This window comes from Cyclobacteriaceae bacterium (genome assembly GCA_013141055.1).
Lineage (GTDB): Bacteria > Bacteroidota > Bacteroidia > Cytophagales > Cyclobacteriaceae > ELB16-189.
Window position 1 is genome coordinate 1076183 of sequence record JABFRS010000001.1, and the last position, 19007, is coordinate 1095189.

The 19007-nt window shown below is 43.4% G+C and carries 12 protein-coding genes; 3 read left to right on the forward strand and 9 right to left on the reverse strand.

Features of this window, described 5'->3' with window-relative positions:
- Positions 1–122: 122 nt before the first annotated feature.
- On the reverse strand, positions 123–1505 hold the full coding sequence (locus HOP08_04625; GenBank protein NOT74192.1) for an LPP20 family lipoprotein: 1383 nt from the start codon (positions 1503–1505) through the stop codon (positions 123–125).
- Between the two features lie 263 nt (positions 1506–1768).
- Here HOP08_04625 and HOP08_04630 point away from each other — a divergent pair, with 263 nt between their 5' ends.
- The gene (locus tag HOP08_04630) at positions 1769–2278 is read left to right on the forward strand and encodes a hypothetical protein (GenBank protein NOT74193.1); all 510 of its coding nucleotides are present in this window, start codon (positions 1769–1771) and stop codon (positions 2276–2278) included.
- A gap of 113 nt (positions 2279–2391) precedes the next feature.
- Here HOP08_04630 and HOP08_04635 read toward each other — a convergent pair whose 3' ends face one another.
- Genes HOP08_04635 through HOP08_04645 form a run of 3 tightly spaced genes read right to left on the reverse strand, consistent with a single transcriptional unit; the run spans position 2392 to position 5823 of the window.
- Positions 2392–3162 carry a succinate dehydrogenase/fumarate reductase iron-sulfur subunit gene (locus tag HOP08_04635; GenBank protein NOT74194.1) on the reverse strand — a complete coding sequence of 257 codons (771 nt, stop codon included), beginning with the start codon at positions 3160–3162 and terminating at the stop codon, positions 2392–2394.
- Positions 3163–3220: 58 nt separating this feature from the next.
- The gene (locus HOP08_04640) at positions 3221–5143 is read right to left on the reverse strand and encodes a fumarate reductase/succinate dehydrogenase flavoprotein subunit (protein ID NOT74195.1); all 1923 of its coding nucleotides are present in this window, start codon (positions 5141–5143) and stop codon (positions 3221–3223) included.
- 8 nt (positions 5144–5151) lie between these two features.
- Complete coding sequence (locus HOP08_04645; GenBank protein NOT74196.1) at positions 5152–5823, reverse strand: succinate dehydrogenase cytochrome b subunit; 672 nt, start codon at positions 5821–5823, stop codon at positions 5152–5154.
- A 173-nt stretch (positions 5824–5996) separates the two neighbouring features.
- Between HOP08_04645 and dnaE the strand changes: the two genes are divergently transcribed.
- Positions 5997–10187: a DNA polymerase III subunit alpha gene (gene dnaE / locus HOP08_04650; protein NOT74197.1), complete on the forward strand. Its 4191-nt coding sequence runs from the start codon at positions 5997–5999 to the stop codon at positions 10185–10187.
- Between the two features lie 159 nt (positions 10188–10346).
- Positions 10347–10667 (forward strand): thioredoxin, encoded by a 321-nt coding sequence (gene trxA, locus HOP08_04655; GenBank protein NOT74198.1) that lies wholly within the window; start codon positions 10347–10349, stop codon positions 10665–10667.
- A 64-nt stretch (positions 10668–10731) separates the two neighbouring features.
- On the opposite strand, the gene HOP08_04660 is transcribed toward trxA, so the two are convergent.
- The 5 genes from HOP08_04660 to HOP08_04680 form a co-directional block, all read right to left on the reverse strand.
- On the reverse strand, positions 10732–11217 hold the full coding sequence (locus HOP08_04660; protein ID NOT74199.1) for a YkgJ family cysteine cluster protein: 486 nt from the start codon (positions 11215–11217) through the stop codon (positions 10732–10734).
- 67 nt (positions 11218–11284) lie between these two features.
- Positions 11285–11788, reverse strand: coding sequence for a hypothetical protein (locus HOP08_04665; GenBank protein ID NOT74200.1), 504 nt, complete (start codon positions 11786–11788; stop codon positions 11285–11287).
- 23 nt (positions 11789–11811) lie between these two features.
- On the reverse strand, positions 11812–12486 hold the full coding sequence (locus tag HOP08_04670) for a hypothetical protein (protein ID NOT74201.1): 675 nt from the start codon (positions 12484–12486) through the stop codon (positions 11812–11814).
- A 328-nt stretch (positions 12487–12814) separates the two neighbouring features.
- Positions 12815–15631 carry a PD-(D/E)XK nuclease family protein gene (locus HOP08_04675; GenBank protein NOT74202.1) on the reverse strand — a complete coding sequence of 939 codons (2817 nt, stop codon included), beginning with the start codon at positions 15629–15631 and terminating at the stop codon, positions 12815–12817.
- A complete protein-coding gene (locus HOP08_04680) occupies positions 15632–18853 on the reverse strand; it encodes a UvrD-helicase domain-containing protein (protein NOT74203.1) in 3222 nt (1073 codons plus the stop codon).
- Positions 18854–19007 lie beyond the last annotated feature (154 nt).

Genomic DNA, 19007 nt, shown 5'->3' on the forward strand with positions numbered 1-19007 from the left:
CTTTTGATAGGCCATTTTTTATTTTAGTTCAAAAATTAGTCATGCAAGTTAACCAATGCAATTTAAAGGCCAGAGTCTTTTCGAAATGATTTTTCATCAAAAACCATCATAATTGCCATTTTTTACTGCAAAATTGCGTTTAAAAGTTCAGGGAGCTTTTCCTTATCCAGCGTGTCCAGCGACTTATTATAAGCCTCCTGACTTGCCCTGTCATAATCCAGGCTATATCCTTTTATCCGCTCCAGCGTGGTAGCATAAATTTCTTTATTCTCCTTACCAGTGCTGACACGAATCACACTCGTCACATAAGTAATATAGATGCTGCCGGACACCGCTCCCTTTTCAGAATCCGTTGAAATGTCTACCAGCAACTCAGCCTTCTTCTTTTCATCGGTTAATTCAAATCCCTGACTGGTAAGGAAATTCTTGATCTTGTTTGTTACCTGCTGATTGGATTTTGTTACACCAAAATTCTTTTCAACGGATGAAATATAAACCAATGGTCTCTGTACTGACAACAGAACGCTTGCCTTCGGCACCGTCATCTTAGATGAGATCAATGCGAAGATGGGTGATGGATTTTCACCTGCAAAAGCAAGCAGATCAACACTCACTCCAACTGTCTGTTCCAGATCACGCGATCCGATCTTCGTCAATAATATTTTTGCCTGGCCCGAAGCATCTGTCTTATAGGTTGGGAATACATCACCGGATCCTTTATCAAAAGCGGCTTTCAGAGGAAGATCTCCCAGCGGCAATTTTGTCTTCCTGTCAATAGCTTTCGCCATCACTGAAATATTGCTTTGTGCAACTCTGCGATTCAGTGAAAGCTGTGAAGGTGTAGTCGTTACCTGGTAATTATCCAACAGACCCTGCATGCTTGCATAGATCTCATTGGTAAGGATGATGCTCTTGCCTTCAAACGTCAGCGTGATAGGTTCTGCAAGATATTTCTCTACAGAACGGAAACCCTGATAGTAAAAACCCAATGCCTGAATGGAATTACCTCCACGCTCTGATTCTTTTGCTTTTGTAAAAAAATCAAGAGCAAGGGTCACCGCATCTCTCTTCTGCTGCTCCTTGATCTCATGATAGCGCTGCTTTGACAGGCGATAGTATACCCAATAGTTAACCGGGTCTTCCCAGGAATCAACGGATTCAAATTCTTCAATCTCATCTGCGGCAGTAGTCTGGATCATCTGCTCATACTTATCCCGGAACTCTTTATTCTGATCGATCGAGGTAAGCACTGAGGTAGAGGAAATATTAACTTTTATCTCTGAAACAAGATCTTCCAGTGCACTCTTCTTTGCTTCCTGAACGTAGTTGCTGGTTCCATCCTTTGTGCCATGCCCGATTCCGACATAATACTGGTCGGTCATAGGCTTTGCATTCAGCCATGCTGGCTTAGGGTTCTCCTGCTTGCCCTTCTTTTTTGATTTGTTCTGGGTAGCTGCAGGTCCGCAACTCGCAACAATAAGAGCGATAACAATTAGTTTTTTCAAGGGATCAAAAATTACGATTAGGGATGGGTTCGTACTGCAAAACTAAAAAAACGTCCAATTTTTATGCTTTTACGAGTAATACTTACTACCGGTTTTATACACTTAAAAAGGGCGAAATTCGTTTTATCAGCAGCTATTCGAATTATAAATAAACCACATTCATGCCAGAATCCGGGGTATTTGTCAAACATTCGCAAAATCACGTCAGGAACATGAAAATTCAATGCAGTATTTTTTCTAGTTTTAATTAAAATTTGATGGGTATGAAACAGTTGATGGGTTTTCTGATTTTGGCGGGGCTGGCGATCAGTTGCCAAAAGAATGAGATTGTGACGTCCGAACTTACCGGCAATCAAACTACGTATGCATTACAGCAGAGCTCACAATACTCTGTAAGCGGAACGGTAGTTTTCAATGAAAGAAAAGATGGAAAGATCAATGCAGTTATTAAGCTGGAGGGTCTTCATGAAGATTTAAAATTGCCAGTCCACCTTCACCTTGGAAATATCGGCACCACCGGAGCTGATGTTGCCCTGCTTTTAAATCCTGTAGATGGAATCACTGGTAAGAGTGAAACAAATTTTAATCAGCTGGCAGATGAGTCGGCGATCGATTACAAGCGTTTGATCAATCTGGAGGCTTGTGTTAAGATCCATTTGGGAGATACAGGTGCTGATCGCGATGTCGTACTGGCAGCAGGTAATATTGGTTCCTCCGTTTCAGTTTCAACCCCGGGAGGACGAGTAGGAATTGCAGTTTGCAAAAGCGAGTGATGCTGAATGCTTCATAAATATTGAAAGCCCTCAACGGGCTTTTTTTATGCCCGATTTATCGATCATAAAAAAGCCCCAACCGGGGCTTCTGATTTTCTGTTCTTCGATCTTCCTTAATCTCCTCCTCCACTATTCTCTATCTCATACGAAGTCAGGGACGCCACAAGGAATTCTCTGTTCATTCTTGCGATGTTCGTCACCTTAATACCTTTTGGACATTCAGCTTCACATGCATAGGTATTGGTACAAGATCCAAATCCTTCTGCATCCATCTGCGCTACCATCTTCTCAGCGCGCTCCTTACGTTCAGGCTGGCCCTGAGGTAACAATGCGAATTGAGAGATCTTGGCACTGACAAACAACATAGCAGAAGCATTCTTGCAAGCCGCTACACATGCACCACAACCAATACATGTTGCCGCATCCATTGCTTCGTCAGCGATTTTTTTAGGGATCGGAATCACATTGCCATCCGGAACTCCACCGGTATTTACAGACACGTATCCACCGGCCTGTTGTATCCTGTCAAAAGAAGTGCGGTCTACCACCAGATCTTTTATCACCGGAAAGGCCTGCGCTCTCCATGGCTCTACTGTAATGGTATCACCATCTTTGAAAGTACGCATGTGCAACTGGCATGTTGTTGTTTGCTGCGGACCATGAGGATGTCCATTGATATACATGCTGCACATTCCACAAATGCCTTCACGGCAATCATGATCAAATGCTACAGGCTCTTCATTCTTCTTGATCAGGTCTGTATTCAGGATGTCAAACATTTCCAGGAAAGACATATCAGGTGATACGTGATCCAGTTTGTAAGTCTTGAATTCACCTTTGGTGTTTTGACCTTTTTGACGCCAGACTTTGAGAGAAATTTTCATAATGCTAAAAGATTAAACTATACTTTCATTCGCTTATGCGGACATGAACGAGTGTACTCTATTTATATGAACGTTGTGTCAACTTCACATTCTCAAAAATCAATTCCTCCTTGTGAAGTTCTTCCTGTACATTCTCGCCTTTATACTCCCATGCCGCTACGTATGCAAACTGATCGTCTTTACGCATAGCCTCTCCATCAGGAGTAGAGGATTCTTCACGGAAGTGACCGCCGCATGATTCTGAACGGCTTTGAGCGTCGTCTACCATCAGTTCACCCAATTCAATAAAGTCTGCCACACGACCTGCCTTCTCAAGCTCCTGATTTAATTCTCCAGCAGAGCCAAGTACATTCACATTCGACCAGAATTCTTTTTTAAGTTCCTGGATCTTTCCTTTCGCGATCTTCAATCCTGCTTCATTGCGCGACATTCCGCAATACTCCCACATGATGTGGCCAAGCTCACGGTGAAACTCATCGACAGTCTTCTTTCCTTTTATGGAAAGCAACTTGTTGACGCGCTCGTTCACAGCGTCTATCGCCTGTTTGAACTCCGGACGATCTGTTCCGATTTTATCCCAGGTCATGCCGGCGAGATAATCACCAATCGTGTAAGGGATTACAAAATATCCGTCTGCTAATCCCTGCATCAAGGCACTTGCACCCAGGCGATTGGCACCGTGATCAGAAAAATTAGCCTCTCCCATCGCATATAGTCCTGGAACAGTAGTCATGAGATTATAGTCTACCCAAAGTCCACCCATCGTATAGTGAACAGCAGGGAAGATCATCATCGGCATTTCATAAGGATTATCTCCGGTGATCTGCTGATACATGTCAAAAAGATTACCATACTTTGCTTCGATCACTTTTCTTCCATCACGCTTGATAGCATCGGCGAAGTCAAGGAATACGGCGAGACCTGTTGGCCCTACTCCACGACCTTCATCACATACCATCTTGGCGTTGCGGGAAGCAACATCGCGTGGAACAAGATTACCAAAGGAAGGATAGCGTCTTTCAAGAAAATAATCACGATCGCCTTCAGCAATCTTGGCAGCATCCTTCGCCTTCAGTCCTTTGATTGCAACTTTTGGTGCCCACACGCGTCCGTCATTTCTCAATGATTCAGACATCAATGTCAGTTTGGACTGATGATCACCTGATACAGGAATACACGTTGGGTGAATTTGTGTAAAGCAAGGATTGCCGAACAAAGCACCCTTCTTGTGAGCTCTCCATGCAGCGGTTACATTTGAACCCTTTGCATTTGTAGAGAGATAAAATACGTTTCCATATCCGCCGGTGGCAAGGATAACAGCATGTGCTGCATGAGATTCTACTTTTCCGGTAATAAGATCGCGTGTGATAATTCCACGTGCTTTTCCGTCGACCATGACAAGGTCAAGCATTTCAGAACGAGTGTGCATCTTTACTTTGCCATTCGCAATCTGACGATTCAGGGCAGAGTAAGCTCCTAATAATAATTGTTGTCCGGTCTGACCGCGTGCATAGAATGTACGGGATACCTGGGATCCACCGAAGGAACGGTTAGCAAGCGTACCACCGTATTCACGGGCAAAGGGAACACCTTGGGCAACACACTGATCAATAATATTTACACTGACTTCGGCGAGACGATGAACATTGCCTTCGCGTGCACGATAGTCACCACCCTTTATAGTATCATAAAACAAACGATAGACACTGTCGCCGTCATTCTGATAATTTTTTGCGGCATTGATACCACCCTGAGCAGCAATGGAGTGAGCTCTGCGGGGGCTATCCTGAAAGCAAAATGCCTGAACGTTGTATCCAAGTTCTCCAAGAGAGGCGGCAGCTGACGCACCCGCCAAGCCTGTACCCACTACTATGATATCATACTTGCGCTTATTGGCAGGGTTGACAAGTTTGTTACTGAATTTATGCTTGGACCATTTTTCGGCTAAGGGTCCGGCAGGAATTTTTGATTCTAACTTCATACAAAATCTTAGTTAAAGAACATATAAACAGGAATCAATGCGAACAGCGCAGGAACAATCAACGCATAAGCGTATCCTACGAATTTTATAATCGGATTGTATTTTAAATGATTCAGGCCCAGCGTCTGAAATGCGCTCTGAAAACCATGAACCAGGTGAAACGCTACGGCAGCCATAGAGAATACATACACCGTTACATACCATGGAACATGAAACCAGTGGTTCACAAGGGTATAAATGTCTTTAACTTCTTTTCCGTCATAGTTGACTACAGGCATCTGGCCAAAGTGCATCTGCGCCCAGAAGTGCTGAAGGTGAATCACCAGGAAAACAAGGATAATGGTTCCGAGGATTCCCATATTTCTTGAAGACCACGCGGAAGATTTTCCCGGCACATCATATCCCTTGCCACGGGCCTTGCGGTTTTTGATGGTCAGCATCAGAGACCAGAAAATGTGAATGAGGATGAAGGCAAAATTACCCTTTGCGATGGTCTGAATGATTGGGTTGTGACCCATAAAATCTGCGTACACATTAAAAGCGTGACCGCCATCGTCTTTCAAAAGCTGAAGGTTTCCGATAAGGTGAACCACTAAAAAAGAAATTAGAAAAAGGCCAGTGAGAGCCATCACAACTTTTCTCCCCAGCGTGCTGGAGAACAGGGCAAGAAACCACTTCATAATGAGGTTAGGGTTTTTACAAACGAACCAAAATTACTTCCGGAAGGTTTACCAAACAATTGAAGATCTTTAATTATACGCTGTCCAAATAAGCCTGAAAGCAATCTGGATTTCGTGTTTGTGACCTGACTTCAACTGCGCTATTTTTACCGTTAACCACTACTTTTCTTTTCATGTATTTAATCTTTGATACGGAAACTACCGGTGTTCCGCACAATAAGACCGCGCCTCTCACTGATCTCGACAATTGGCCGCGCGTTGTGCAGATTGCCTGGGAGTTGCACGACAATAAAGGCGGACTTCTTTCTCAGCATAATTATATAATCAAGCCTGTAGGATTCGACATTCCTTATAAGGCAGAGCAGATCCACGGCATCTCCACCAAGCGGGCGATGGAAGAAGGACACAATCTTGATGGCATCCTCGCTTTGTTTACAGAAGACATGGCGAAAGCCTCCGTACTGGTAGGTCATAATATTGAGTTTGATATCAATATCCTTGGCGCTGAGCTGATCCGTCAAAAACTATCTACAGATAAATTACTGGAGGCCACCAAAATTGATACTGGAATTGTTTCCATTGAGTTTTGCCAGCTGACGGGCGGTCCGGGTGGCAGAATGAAGATGCCTCGCCTTACCGAATTGCACATTAAGCTTTTCGGTAAAGATTTTGGCGATGCTCACGATGCGTCGTATGATGTGGCCGCTACAGCGAGATCCTTTTTCGGACTGATCAAACAAAAGGTTGTTAAGCCCTTCGACTCCACTCCTGTTGATGAGATAGAATATGAAGAGCCAAATCTGGAGGCCGGCAACAACAGCAAGCGAATTAAAAAGAAGAAGACTGACTATGGTGATGAGGGAAAAGGCGCAAAACTTACCGACAAGCCATTTTTCCATCTTCATTTACACTCACAATATTCTGTTCTTCAGGCTACGGCCAATGTAAAAGACATTATCGCGAAAGCGAAAGAGCAAGGCATGTCCGCCATAGCAATGACGGATATTGGTAATCTGTTTGGCGCATTTAAGTTTGTGCACGAAGCTCTGAGCAATAACATCAAACCTATTGTAGGGTGTGAACTGTTTCTTGCAGACGAGCGGAAGAAAACGAAATTCACAAAAGATAATCCTGACAAGCGCTACAGTCAGGTGCTGATCGCAAAAAATAAGGACGGTTATCATAACCTTTCAAAACTCAGTTCATTGGGTTTCATGGAAGGCCTTTATGGAATTCATCCACGTATTGACAAGGCGCTGGTGGAAGAATATAAAATGGGACTGATTGCCACTACCGGAGGCCTCACAAGCGAAGTGTCGCATTTAATTCTTCATGTCGGAGAAAGACAGGCTGAAGAAGCATTTGCCTGGTGGCACAAAACCTTTGGAGAAGATTTCTACGTAGAGCTGAACCGTCATGGTATCCCGGAGGAAGATCACGTAAACCAAACACTGCTCCGCTTTTGCAAAAAGTATAAAGTAAAATATTTCGCAGCCAACGAAGTCTTTTACATGGAGAAAGAAGAGGCGAATGCGCACGATGTTCTTCTCTGTATTAAGGAAGGAGAATTTCAATCAACTCCAATTGGTGAAGGACGCGGTAAGCGTTACGGACTCCCCAACAATGAGTATTACTTCAAGTCCCAGGAGGAGATGAAGAAGCTTTTCAGCGATATGCCTGAAGCCATTGATGTGCTTAGTGAAATTGCTGACAAGATTGAAAGCTATAAGCTGGAGCGTAAGGTGGCTCTTCCAAAATTTGATATACCGAAAGGATTTAAAACGGAAGATGATTACTTAAAGCACCTTACCTATGAAGGTGCGAAAAAAAGATATCCAACATTAACAGACGAGACAAAGGAGCGAATCGAATTTGAACTTGAGACAATCAAGAAGACTGGTTATCCCGGATACTTTCTTATCGTTCAGGATTTCACTTCAAAGGCGAGAGAGATGGGTGTCTCTGTCGGACCGGGCCGTGGATCGGCAGCCGGGTCAGTAGTTGCGTTCTGTACCGGAATCACCAACGTTGATCCAATTGCATACGATCTTCTGTTTGAACGTTTCCTGAATCCGGATCGTGTATCACTTCCCGATATTGATATTGACTTTGATGACGAAGGACGCGATCGCGTATTGAATTATGTGATCGAAAAGTACGGACATCGTCAGGTTGCGCAGATCATTACATATGGTACGATGGCAGCAAAGTCATCCATCCGTGATGCTGCCCGCGTGATGGAGCTTCCTTTAGCAGACGCCAATAACATGGCAAAGCTGATTCCTGAACGTCCAGGCACCACACTTTCAAAAGCTTTTGAGGAAGTTCATGAGCTGGAAGCGCTCCGCAAGGGAAGTGACAAGCGTGCAGAGGTATTAAAGCAGGCGATCATTATTGAAGGTTCTCTACGCAATACCGGAACACATGCCTGCGGGGTGATCATTACGCCGGATGACATGACGAAGCTGATCCCTGTTTCGACAGCGAAAGATTCTTCCATGCTGGTCACCCAATTCGACAACAGCGTGGTAGAGAATGCAGGGATGCTGAAGATGGACTTTCTGGGTCTCACAACGCTGACCATTATCAAGACGGCGATCAAGAACATCAAGAAGAAAAGAAACATTGATGTTGACCTTGAGAATGTTCCTTTGACAGATCTCAAGACCTATCAGTTATATCAGCGTGGTGAAACGATCGGAACCTTCCAGTTTGAAAGCGAAGGAATGCTCAATTATCTGCGCGCGCTGAAGCCAGATAAGTTTGAGGATCTCATTGCCATGAATGCATTGTACCGCCCGGGTCCGATGGAATACATTCCCAACTTCATTGCGCGTAAGCATGGCCGTGAAGCGATCCGCTATGACTTGCCTGAGATGGAGGAGTATCTTAAGGACACATACGGAATTACCGTCTACCAGGAGCAGGTGATGTTGCTGTCACAAAAGCTTGCCAATTTCTCAAAAGGCGACGCAGACGTTTTGCGTAAGGCGATGGGAAAGAAGCAGAAGGACGTGCTGGATAAAATGAAGGACAAGTTCATCGAAGGTTGTAAAAAGAACAATCACGATGAACGCATTGCCGATAAGATCTGGAAAGACTGGGAAGCGTTCGCGCAATATGCCTTTAACAAATCTCACTCAACATGCTATTCACTGGTGGCGTATCATACAGCTTACCTGAAAGCAAACTATCCTGCCGAGTACATGGCGGCGGTATTAACACATTCACAAAGCAATCTTGAGAATGTCACATTCTTTATTGAAGAGTGCCGCAAGATGGGAATAGAAGTGCTGGGACCACATGTAAACGAATCAGGAGTATTCTTTGAGGTGAACAAGCAGGGAGCAATCCGTTTTGGATTGGGGGCGATCAAAGGTGCGGGTGATGCGGCAGTAGAATCGATCATTACAGAGCGCGATGCTCAGGGCACCTATAAAGACATTTTTGATTTTGCGAAACGGTTGAGTCAGCGATCTGTTAACAAAAAGACTTTTGAAAGCCTGGCCTTGTCGGGTGCGTTTGATTGCTTCCCGGAGCATCATCGACGCCAGTATGTTTTTGCAAAGGATGGCGATATCAATCTTACTGAAAAAGCTACCCGTTATTCAGCGAAGCTTCAACAGGAAACAATGAGCTCGCAGGTGAGCATGTTCGGTGGTTCTTCCGGCACGGAAGTTCCAAGACCTAAAGTAGATGCTGTAGAGCCATTCAGTGAAATTGAAAAACTTCACTTTGAAAAGGAAGTCGTAGGGGTTTATATCTCAGGACACCCGCTTGATAATTTCAAGTTTGAAATGGATACGTTCTGTTCAGCACAGGTCACGATGCTCAACAACATTGAAGGTTCGGAAGGAAAAGAATTTAAGCTTGGTGGTATTGTGTCAACGGTAGAGCACAAGATGACAAAGACAGGCAGGCCTTTCGGGAAGCTTGCGATGGAAGACTATTCCGGTAAATATGAATTCGTGCTCTGGAGCGATGACTATCTTAAATTCAAATCATTCCTGATGCCAGGACTGTTCCTTTTTGTTGAGGGTAATGTGTTGAGAAAAAGCTGGGGCGAGCAAAATCTTGAATTCAAAATAAGGAATATTGAATTGCTGAATGAGATTGGAGTAAAGCGTGCGAAAGGACTTCAACTGAAGATCAGCACCAGCGCATTAAATCCTGAACTGGTAAAGCAGATCGAAACAGTCTGCCAGGAGTATAATGGAAACACACCATTTTATCTCAAGCTGAGGGATGAAAAAGAGAACATCAGTCTGGAGCTTTTATCCAGGAAGTTCAGAGTACGGGCGGTGAATGACATGGTGAAGAAGATGAAGAAAATTCCCGAGGTTGAGGTAGAGGTGGTCTATTGATTTGAAACTGACCATTGAAAAGTAAGCTGTACGACAAAACCCGACACAATAAACTCTGGATCCAAAAGCGATTAATAATTGTCTTGCACCCTGAACTTAGGTGTTTATCTTCGTGTTAAATATCCAGAAGCAAATAAAACGTCAAAAAACATAAATAAAATGGGAAAAGCACTTGTATTAACGGATGCCACATTTGATGAGGCAATCAAGGGAGACAAACCTGTATTAGTCGATTTCTGGGCAGAATGGTGTGGACCTTGTAAAATGATCGGACCTGCGGTAGAAGAACTTGCAGGTGATTATGAAGGCAAGGCTATTATCGGAAAGCTCAATGTTGATGAAAATCCGGAAGTCACGGCACGCTTTGGTGTTCGTTCCATCCCAACGTTGCTCGTTTTCAAAAACGGTCAGATCGTTGATAAACAAGTTGGCGCTGTGCCTAAGTCAGTATTAGCATCAAAGATTGCAGCTCAGGTCTAAGGACTCTTTATATAAATTAAAGCCTTCCCGATTCACATCAGGAAGGCTTTTTTTATTAAGCTGATTACAGTTCAATCTTTTTCATTCGCTCTACCATCTCAAACACAGCAGGACATACCATTGTGTTTTTACTGGTGAGCTCCATGATCTGCACCACCTTCTTGCGATCTGTATGCGGATACTCGCGGCAGGCTTTGGGGCGATCTTCATAAACCGAACAATAATTATCTGATCCCAGAAATGGGCAGGGAGATGAGATCAATACGTAATCCTTATCCTGATCAATCTTAAGATATTTTTCCACAAAGTCACCGGGCTTCATTCTCAACCCCTTTGCCAGGCGCTCAATATCTGTCTGATAGAAGATAGGGCTTGTAGTCTTGCAGCAATTAGCACAGGTGAGGCAATCCATTTCTTCAAATACCTCCTCATGCTGCTGATGGAAAGCGTCGTCCACTTTGCGTGGATCCTTTTTTTTAAGGTTCAGCAGGAACTTCTTGTTCTCAGAGAATTTCTTCCGGGAAAGTTCAGGGAACCGATTCATGTCCATTCCGCAAAGGTAGAAAATAAAAAAGCCGGACGATTAAGTCCGGCCTTTTTTGAAAAGAGTTCTAAGGTTATCTGCCCGATACTATAAAATCCCTTTTTCTTGTCTTCATTGTTGTACTCCCTGAATTATCTAACCTTGCAAAGAAGGCTTCATTCAAAGCATGTACAATTTGTGTAATGTATTCCTTTCGTTCGCTGACGATCACATTTTTTTCACCTTCGGCGGTAGTAATGCTGACAGCATATCTCTCTTTGGTTAACATGAGCCATACAGCCCCTATCAGAAGTAGGAATATACCAATGCCCACTGCTACCTGATTTGCTGTTACCCAACGATCCATGATATACATGTTCGAAACCATATCGGATTGGATCAATCTTGCAGCTCCTGCAATTTCAAAGAGTACACCCAGCACGATCAGAGAGTAGCACACTACTCTGTCAGGAGGTAAAATAGAAAAGTTATGTTTCGTTATTCCGCTCAACGCATACCATTTCTTTTTTACCTGAAGCATGGAGCTGGTGACAGTTACGTCATGACCATCGGTATATAAAACATTTTCCGTTTTCATAGTGTATACGTTTAGTTGTTGTATTACTTATTATTAACCTTTGATACCGTCTTATTACCTGGCTTTACAATTTGCTTGCCAATAAGGCCATCATTCTCAAGCTTGTTGGCAATAATATTGGCTAATGTTTGAGAAAACCCACTGAGATTATCAGGGTTATACGTTTCTGATTCAGCAGACCATACGAGTTCTTCAGTGTCTGCATCATACAGGTTCGTTTCCATGTAATAGATCTTTTCTTCTGTATAGTAGTTTGGGCTATACATGGTAGGATACATGTAGTTATAATAACCCCAGAACCTGTTGTACATAGGAATGGGTGTATAACCGTACGTTCCCGGAACATACCTTGATTCAGTTTGTTTGTCTACCAATGAAACAGTGAGAATTGCATCTGCACCTTTCTTTCGGATGCTGTTGAGCATATCCTCTTTTGTGATGTCCTTTCCAAAGTTTGGAGGAAACACTTCAATACTTTTTGTTGCGGCAACGCCCTTGGAAGACAGAGCGGTACTCATCGAATTTTCAATAGTCCTTTTCGCATCAATGCTCTGTGTCAGACCGGCTACCATAATCTTATTGTAAGACTTTGTAACACTTGGTGCTTTCCACGAACCCGTGATCTTGGAGCTTGGTGAGCAAGCACCCAGAATGACCAGGATTAAGATTGCGATAATACTATTGGTTATAGTTTTCATGTGATCCACTTTTGGCGGTCACAGTAAGGAGTGAAAAATTATGCCAGAAATCAGAATGAAAAAGACGGCGACGAAGTATCAGTTTTTGCCGGTAAATGACCTCTCACGATATCATATACATGGAATTGTGGAGTTTTTTACACGACGAAAAGGACTGCCTGGAAAGTGAGAAAATAAATGGATAATCCAGGTAAAGAAATCAGGAAGCTTTGCCTGAACCTGAGTCGTCCTTCTTATCGGAAGGAAACATCAACCTGAAAACAAGCCATAGAAACAAGATCACTAAAGACATTCCAAAGATGCCGGCGAAGATTTTCATAGATCAAATTTAATTCCTGTAACAGATATTTTTATAAGGACAATATTCACAGGTTGTAATATTTTGTGTCTGATCAAAAGGTTGTTCAGGATCATAAAGCTCTGCCAGTTTCTGATTGAGCAGAGGCTCAAACAGATTAAAATGGGTTTTGATATCCGGTATCCATCTTTTACCAACCATGTGACCGAAAACAAAATCCTTTGTAAAAAGACTTGCCCGATTCATTAACCCTGGAATAAGCTTCCCACTGGCTGATACCTTTTCTCTTTCGTAAAGCCAGCTATACAATATCGTTTGAAAGGCGGCTTTATTCCTTCGCCCTTTACTGCTGTCAAATAAACTTTCAATGCTATCGAAGTCAGGTTTGTCACCCCCTGTTTTATAATCGATCACCCGGACATTTCCTTCCTTCGAATCCACGCGGTCAATGGTACCGCCTATTTTAATCGTTACGTTACTATTTACAGTGTAGGTGGTTCCTACCGGCTTCTCAAGCAGGTCGATGGCAAAGGGAGCATAGATCTCATCAAACGATAGGATCTTACTCACGAATTCCCGCACGATCTGCTGGACTACTACCCTTTGACCTTCATAAACAACAGGCTTTGTCGGATCCAAATGATAATGCTCAATAAAAGCTCGATCCGTCAATGCATCAATTCTGGAAGTAACATTTGAAAGATCTGCTTTCTCAATTCTACCGTTCTTGCGCTCATTCAGATCCTCATAGAACCAGAAGATTATTTTATGAAGCAGATTTCCAAAAACTCTTGCATCCAGATCTTCTTCTACCTCATCCGCTTCCTTCAAATGAGCGAGGTGCTTCAGATAAAATTTCAAACGACAATCCACATAATCATTGAGCGCAGAGGGAGACAATGGCTTCGGCTTTTCGCTATCAGAGCGATAGACATCCAATAGAGCCATTACCTCAGGCGTCTTGTGAACCGTTACTGGTTTTGGCGTGCTTACCTGAATCGAATTATGAAGAATGAACTGCTTCATCGGAATTCCGGATTCATAAATAAGCTGCTGCACATAGCGGCTCATCTCTCCATCACCGAGAATGTCAGGCTCCGTATTATAATAAAGATCGATGTTGTCCGCGCGTTGCAGCAACCGGTAAAACAGGTATGCATAGATAGCATCCTGATGTTCATAGGTTGGCAAGCTGTACGCACGTCGGATGCTATGAGGGATATAAGATCCTTGCTTGGCAGAAGCCGGCAGCATTCCTTCATTCAGCGAAAGCACAAAAACATTTTCAAAGTCAAGGTTACGGGTTTCCAGCACACCCATTACCTGAATTCCTTTTAATGGCTCGCCTGTAAATGGGATCTTCTGGGAGAGCACTACTTGCCGGAACAACTTCTGATAACCTCGCCAGTCGGGATGATTGGTAGAATCATTCAATACCTCCTGAAGACGTGCCAGGTGACGATGAAAGTGAAAAGCATACTCGCGATCAAAGCTTTGCTGGTCGGTAAAGGCTGATCCAAAACGTTCTACCGCATATAATAGATAAGCAGATGCATCCTTTGACTCTACTACCTTAAAGATATCTGCCAGTATACCTTCTGCCTGAAGTTCGCTGACCGGGATGTACACCCTGTTCTTGTCAAGAATATCGTTTCGGAGACGGACAGAATTTTTTTCATCCATCGCAACCATATAAGTATGTCTCAAAATCGCGGTAACCTGTCGGTGACTGAAATCATCTCCCCTTCTCTGAAGCTGCAGCTCTATGATAAGGTCCAGCAAATTATACAATGGAGTATTCCGTAAAGGATAACCCATCGTCACATTGATATTATCGAGTGACGGTGGAAGAGAATGAAGAACAGGAAGCAGCATGGATTCATCCGGCAGAACGATCACAGTCTTTTCAGGATCAAGTCCTTTCAGGAGGCGTTCATCCAGCACCTGCCCCACGAGTTTTGATTGCCCGATGCGCTGCGGCACACCTGTGAGGTTAATATTCTTTTCCGACTTCAGAAATGAAGAAGCTTTGCCTTCAAATGTTTTTCCGAGAACAGGATGCTTCTGGTATTGTCTCATAAACTGACCCGCTTCCTGCTGACGATCGTTCAGATAGTAATCATCCAGATCCCATTCAACCTGAGCACCGGCTTCAACAAAATGACTGATCATCATTTCTTCAGCCTTTGTCAATGCATTGAAGCCCGCAAATATTAACTGACCATTCTTATCCTGTTTGGCATTTATCTTTTCTATGCGGTCAATAACATCTCGGTGGATCATGCCCTCATATCCAAGTCCTTCCTTCCTCAACGCCTTGGTATATTTTGAATAGACATCAGGAAGCTTCTTCCAGACTTTCAGAAACTCCTCTTTGTTTACTGATGGTCTTTCATCAAAGCCTATCCAGAATTTTCTAAGGAACTCCTTTTGTTCGTCTGTCAGGTAATCAAAAGATTCATCCAGCTCTTTCAGCTGACTGAGGTCCTTGAAAAGCAGGGGCGCATCGATCAGATACTTATCTACCTCATCAAAATCTCTCAGCAGCATTTCTCCCCAGAAATAAAATCTGTCAAAAGGTTCTTCCCTTTTCATCACCGTTCCATAGATCTTATACAGCCTGAAGATCAATGAAAGTCTGTCGGGCTCTCTCAATTCAGAAAGGCCAGAAAAGAATTCTTCGATGCTTAATAGTTTCGGCGACCATGCTGGCTTTACGATGCTGTCTGCGAGATATTTTCTAAAGAACAAAGCCGCGCGGCGATTTGGGAAAATCACTGTAACATCCTCCAGCTTTTTATGCTGTGCGATGATCTTCTCCGCTAATTCTTTAAGAAAAGGTTTCATTTAATTAAGGCCGAGACTCAGATTTGACTTACTCATTACTTCAACAACCTCCATGTTATCCAGGTAGAGAAGGTATGCTTCTACATTGGCATAGCCCATTTGAGTGAGCACTTGCGCATACTCCTCCACCTGCTTGCGATCCTGCCCTTTCTTTGCTCCCGTTTTATAATCAATGATGATTGTTCTTTTCGGATGGATCAATATTCTGTCGATGCGACTTTGCCTTCCACCGGGTAATAATATTCCCGCTTCATTTTTTACGTCCCATTCTTTGCTGTACCACTTCCCGATCACGGGATGCTTCATCATCTTTTCCAGCGCTGTTCTTAAAACTCCCAGTTCATCCAGCGTAAGTTCGTTTTTAATATGCAGTTCCGCGAGAACATCTTCAACCTCAGAAGCGTACCGGATCTTCGATAGCTTGCTGTGGAGCACGATACCGTAATTGATGCGGGCACGCTTGTTGGATATCTCCTCTTCAAAAAATTCTGCTCCCTGTTTTTTGATCACAAGTTTTTGACGCCAGTCATACGATGCATATTTCTTAAGCTCCGTCATCTCAAACTCATCTTCCTTTCGTGCCTCACTCAACCGACGGAGCCGGCCTCGTTCAAATTGGAGAGTTTGTGGATTGTATTCATTCTGAAATGAGGGACCTGTGACAATGTCATATAACATGTCGCCGGCGGTTCCAAGTGTTTTCTCCTTTTCCCGATCCTGCCTTCCTTTGTCACTGGGCTTCTTTGCGGAAACGATCAGGCCTTCTTCTGCGCGCGTGAAAGCAACGTAAAGAAGATTAATATTATCCAGATGGGCTTTAATACGTTCGGAATTGTAATTCTCTTCAAACAACGATCTTTCAAGACTGCTGCTATACTTAACGGCCAGATGACCCAATTTATCAAAAGGTTTCTCTTCTGAAGTCGTCCACAACAGAGGTGATTTCATGGGATCATGATCCATTTTCCAACTACAGAAAGGAATGATCACATATTTAAACTGCAATCCCTTTGATTTATGAATCGTCAGAATGTTAACGGCATCGACAGAATCAGGAACCTGAATAGACTTCTTAGGGTTGTCTCTGTTGTTCTCCCACCATTCAAGAAAAGATGCAACATCATTCTTCTCCTGACTGGCAAATTCAAGAATGAGGTCCTGAAATGCCTGCAGATAAGCAAGCTCATCGGTATCCTCTCCTAATTTAAAAATGCGGACCAACTCTTCGGTCAATTCAAAAATTGAAAGCTTGTTGAGCCAGTCATGAGATCTCAGGAATTCTTCCGGAAGAAAGGCTTCCAGATTATTCCTGCCGGCCGCATAGAAAATTGATTCAAGTTCTCTTCCTTTCATTGCTTCAAACACAAGCTCCCCCCGAACCACCGCATCCTTAGGATTATTAATGTATCGAAGAGCGCTTAAAAGAAGGTTGACACAGGAAGCAGTATAAAGTCGGAGGGATTCGCTGGACACCACATCGTACTTAAAATCTTTTTTCGCCTGGGGAGAAGTTTTGTATTGCAGAAGGTAAGATGCGATGTCAGCACCTTCCTTGTTGGTCCGGACGATGATGGCGATATCTTTCAACGCAATTTCCTTGCTCTGAAGTTCTTCGAGTATGGAAGGCAGACGCTCCTTTGCTATTTCTTCCCATGTCTTTTCCTCTTCCTTTTCAAGGAAACTCATGCGTACATATCCATTGCCTGCAAACTTTACTGGTTGCTGTGACACATCTGAAAATACTTCTGCAGGCAATGGCTCCTCCAGCACAGCTGATAACTTCGCTGCTGCCTGCTCAAAGACATTATTATTAAACGTGACAATATTTTCTGCGCTTCTGAAATTTCTGTTCAGAGGGACGACCATTACCTGCTCCTTGCCGATCTCTCTTTCCACTCCGCTTTGAAGCAATTGAAGATCGCTTCCCCTCCACCGGTAAACGGATTGCTTCACATCTCCCACTACAAGGTTGGAATGCCCCTGATCAATAGAATCTTTTAAAAGAGGGAACAGATTTTTCCACTGATAACCGGAGGTGTCCTGAAATTCATCAATGAGATAATTCCTGAAGAATGATCCTATCTTTTCATAAATAAAGGGAGTGTCGCTGTTGTTGATAACCCCATTCAGAAACTTGGGAGCATCCGACAGAAGCATCACGTTGTTCTCCTCTTTGTATTGTCCCAGCTTGCGGGTAATGTCAGTCAGTAATCCAAAGGAGTAAAAGTTCTTCAGTACACTTTTGGCAGAATTGTATTTAGGGAAATTTTCCTGATCATAGGTTATCATTTCACGAAGGATCGGGAATAGCTCTCTCTCTACGATCGGCAGAAATAATTTATAATTTACCCTATCCTTTTTAAGCCAGATTTTATAATCCTGAGCACTGTCTAAAATTCTGGTCTTAGCTTCCTTATACTCGCCCCGCGCATAGGACTCAAAATAACTCAAGGCAGTTCCACTATTACCATTGCTAAAATCAAGGGTGGTCATGGAATTGAGATTGATGATTGCCAAGGCAGCTTTTGCACGGGCTGTCATGAATTTCATATAAGGAGGAATCTCCGCTTTCAGCAACGCAATGGCCTCGCTGTAATATTTACTGTCGGCTTCTCCTGATTTGAGAATTTCTTCTTCTATTACTCTGAAGTCTTCTCTGAATATTTCCTTTGCAAAGGTCTCGAGCTCTCTGGTGACATTCCATGTTCTGCCTTCGTCGAGACTCTCTTTTGAAAACTCTACCACCCATTCCGTAAGCTGCGTGTTTTTTCCCAGCTCATCCATCAGTTCAGAAATCACCTCACTCAATACCAGATCGTTATCCACTTCGAGCCTGAAATTTCCAAGCAACCCGGCTTCTCTTGTGAATGACCGTATTACCTTTTGAAAGAATGAATCGATGGTGCTGATCGCAAACTGCGAGTAATGATGAAGTATTTCAGACTGGATATCCTGACTTTTCTGCTTCAGCTCTTGCTCGCTGATCTTTAGCATTTCCATGATTTCGCTGGCAAGATCATTGGATTTTCCATTGGCGAAATCATTGAGGTATCGCATGATCCGCGCCTTCATTTCAAGCGTTGCCTTGTTGGCGAACGTAACCGCAAGGATATAGCGATAGTGATCAGGCTTACCGCTTAGGGCCAGCGTAATGAATTCTTTGGCCAGCGTTCGGGTCTTTCCCGAACCTGCTGAGGAACGATATAGCTTAAAGGTCTTCACGAATTATACAAGCCCGATTTACGAATTACATCATCAAAAAACACGCCCCGGAAGGCATTCTTACTTCGTAATTTGTCAAGGCAATTCCCTATCTTGAAATAATTCTGTGTCTATGGCCCGGCTTGCAAAATTTGCGGACGCTTTCTTCTATTCT

Bases quoted from the DNA above. Each gene is read 5' to 3' on its own strand.
- HOP08_04630 (NOT74193.1), top strand. From the start codon at position 1,769: ATGAAACAGTTGATGGGTTTTCTGATTTTGGCGGGGCTGGCGATCAGT.
- HOP08_04635 (NOT74194.1), bottom strand. From the start codon at position 3,162: ATGAAAATTTCTCTCAAAGTCTGGCGTCAAAAAGGTCAAAACACCAAA.
- HOP08_04640 (NOT74195.1), bottom strand. From the start codon at position 5,143: ATGAAGTTAGAATCAAAAATTCCTGCCGGACCCTTAGCCGAAAAATGG.
- HOP08_04645 (NOT74196.1), bottom strand. From the start codon at position 5,823: ATGAAGTGGTTTCTTGCCCTGTTCTCCAGCACGCTGGGGAGAAAAGTT.
- dnaE (NOT74197.1), top strand. From the start codon at position 5,997: ATGTATTTAATCTTTGATACGGAAACTACCGGTGTTCCGCACAATAAG.
- trxA (NOT74198.1), top strand. From the start codon at position 10,347: ATGGGAAAAGCACTTGTATTAACGGATGCCACATTTGATGAGGCAATC.
- HOP08_04660 (NOT74199.1), bottom strand. From the start codon at position 11,217: ATGGACATGAATCGGTTCCCTGAACTTTCCCGGAAGAAATTCTCTGAG.
- HOP08_04665 (NOT74200.1), bottom strand. From the start codon at position 11,788: ATGAAAACGGAAAATGTTTTATATACCGATGGTCATGACGTAACTGTC.
- HOP08_04670 (NOT74201.1), bottom strand. From the start codon at position 12,486: ATGAAAACTATAACCAATAGTATTATCGCAATCTTAATCCTGGTCATT.
- HOP08_04675 (NOT74202.1), bottom strand. From the start codon at position 15,631: ATGAAACCTTTTCTTAAAGAATTAGCGGAGAAGATCATCGCACAGCAT.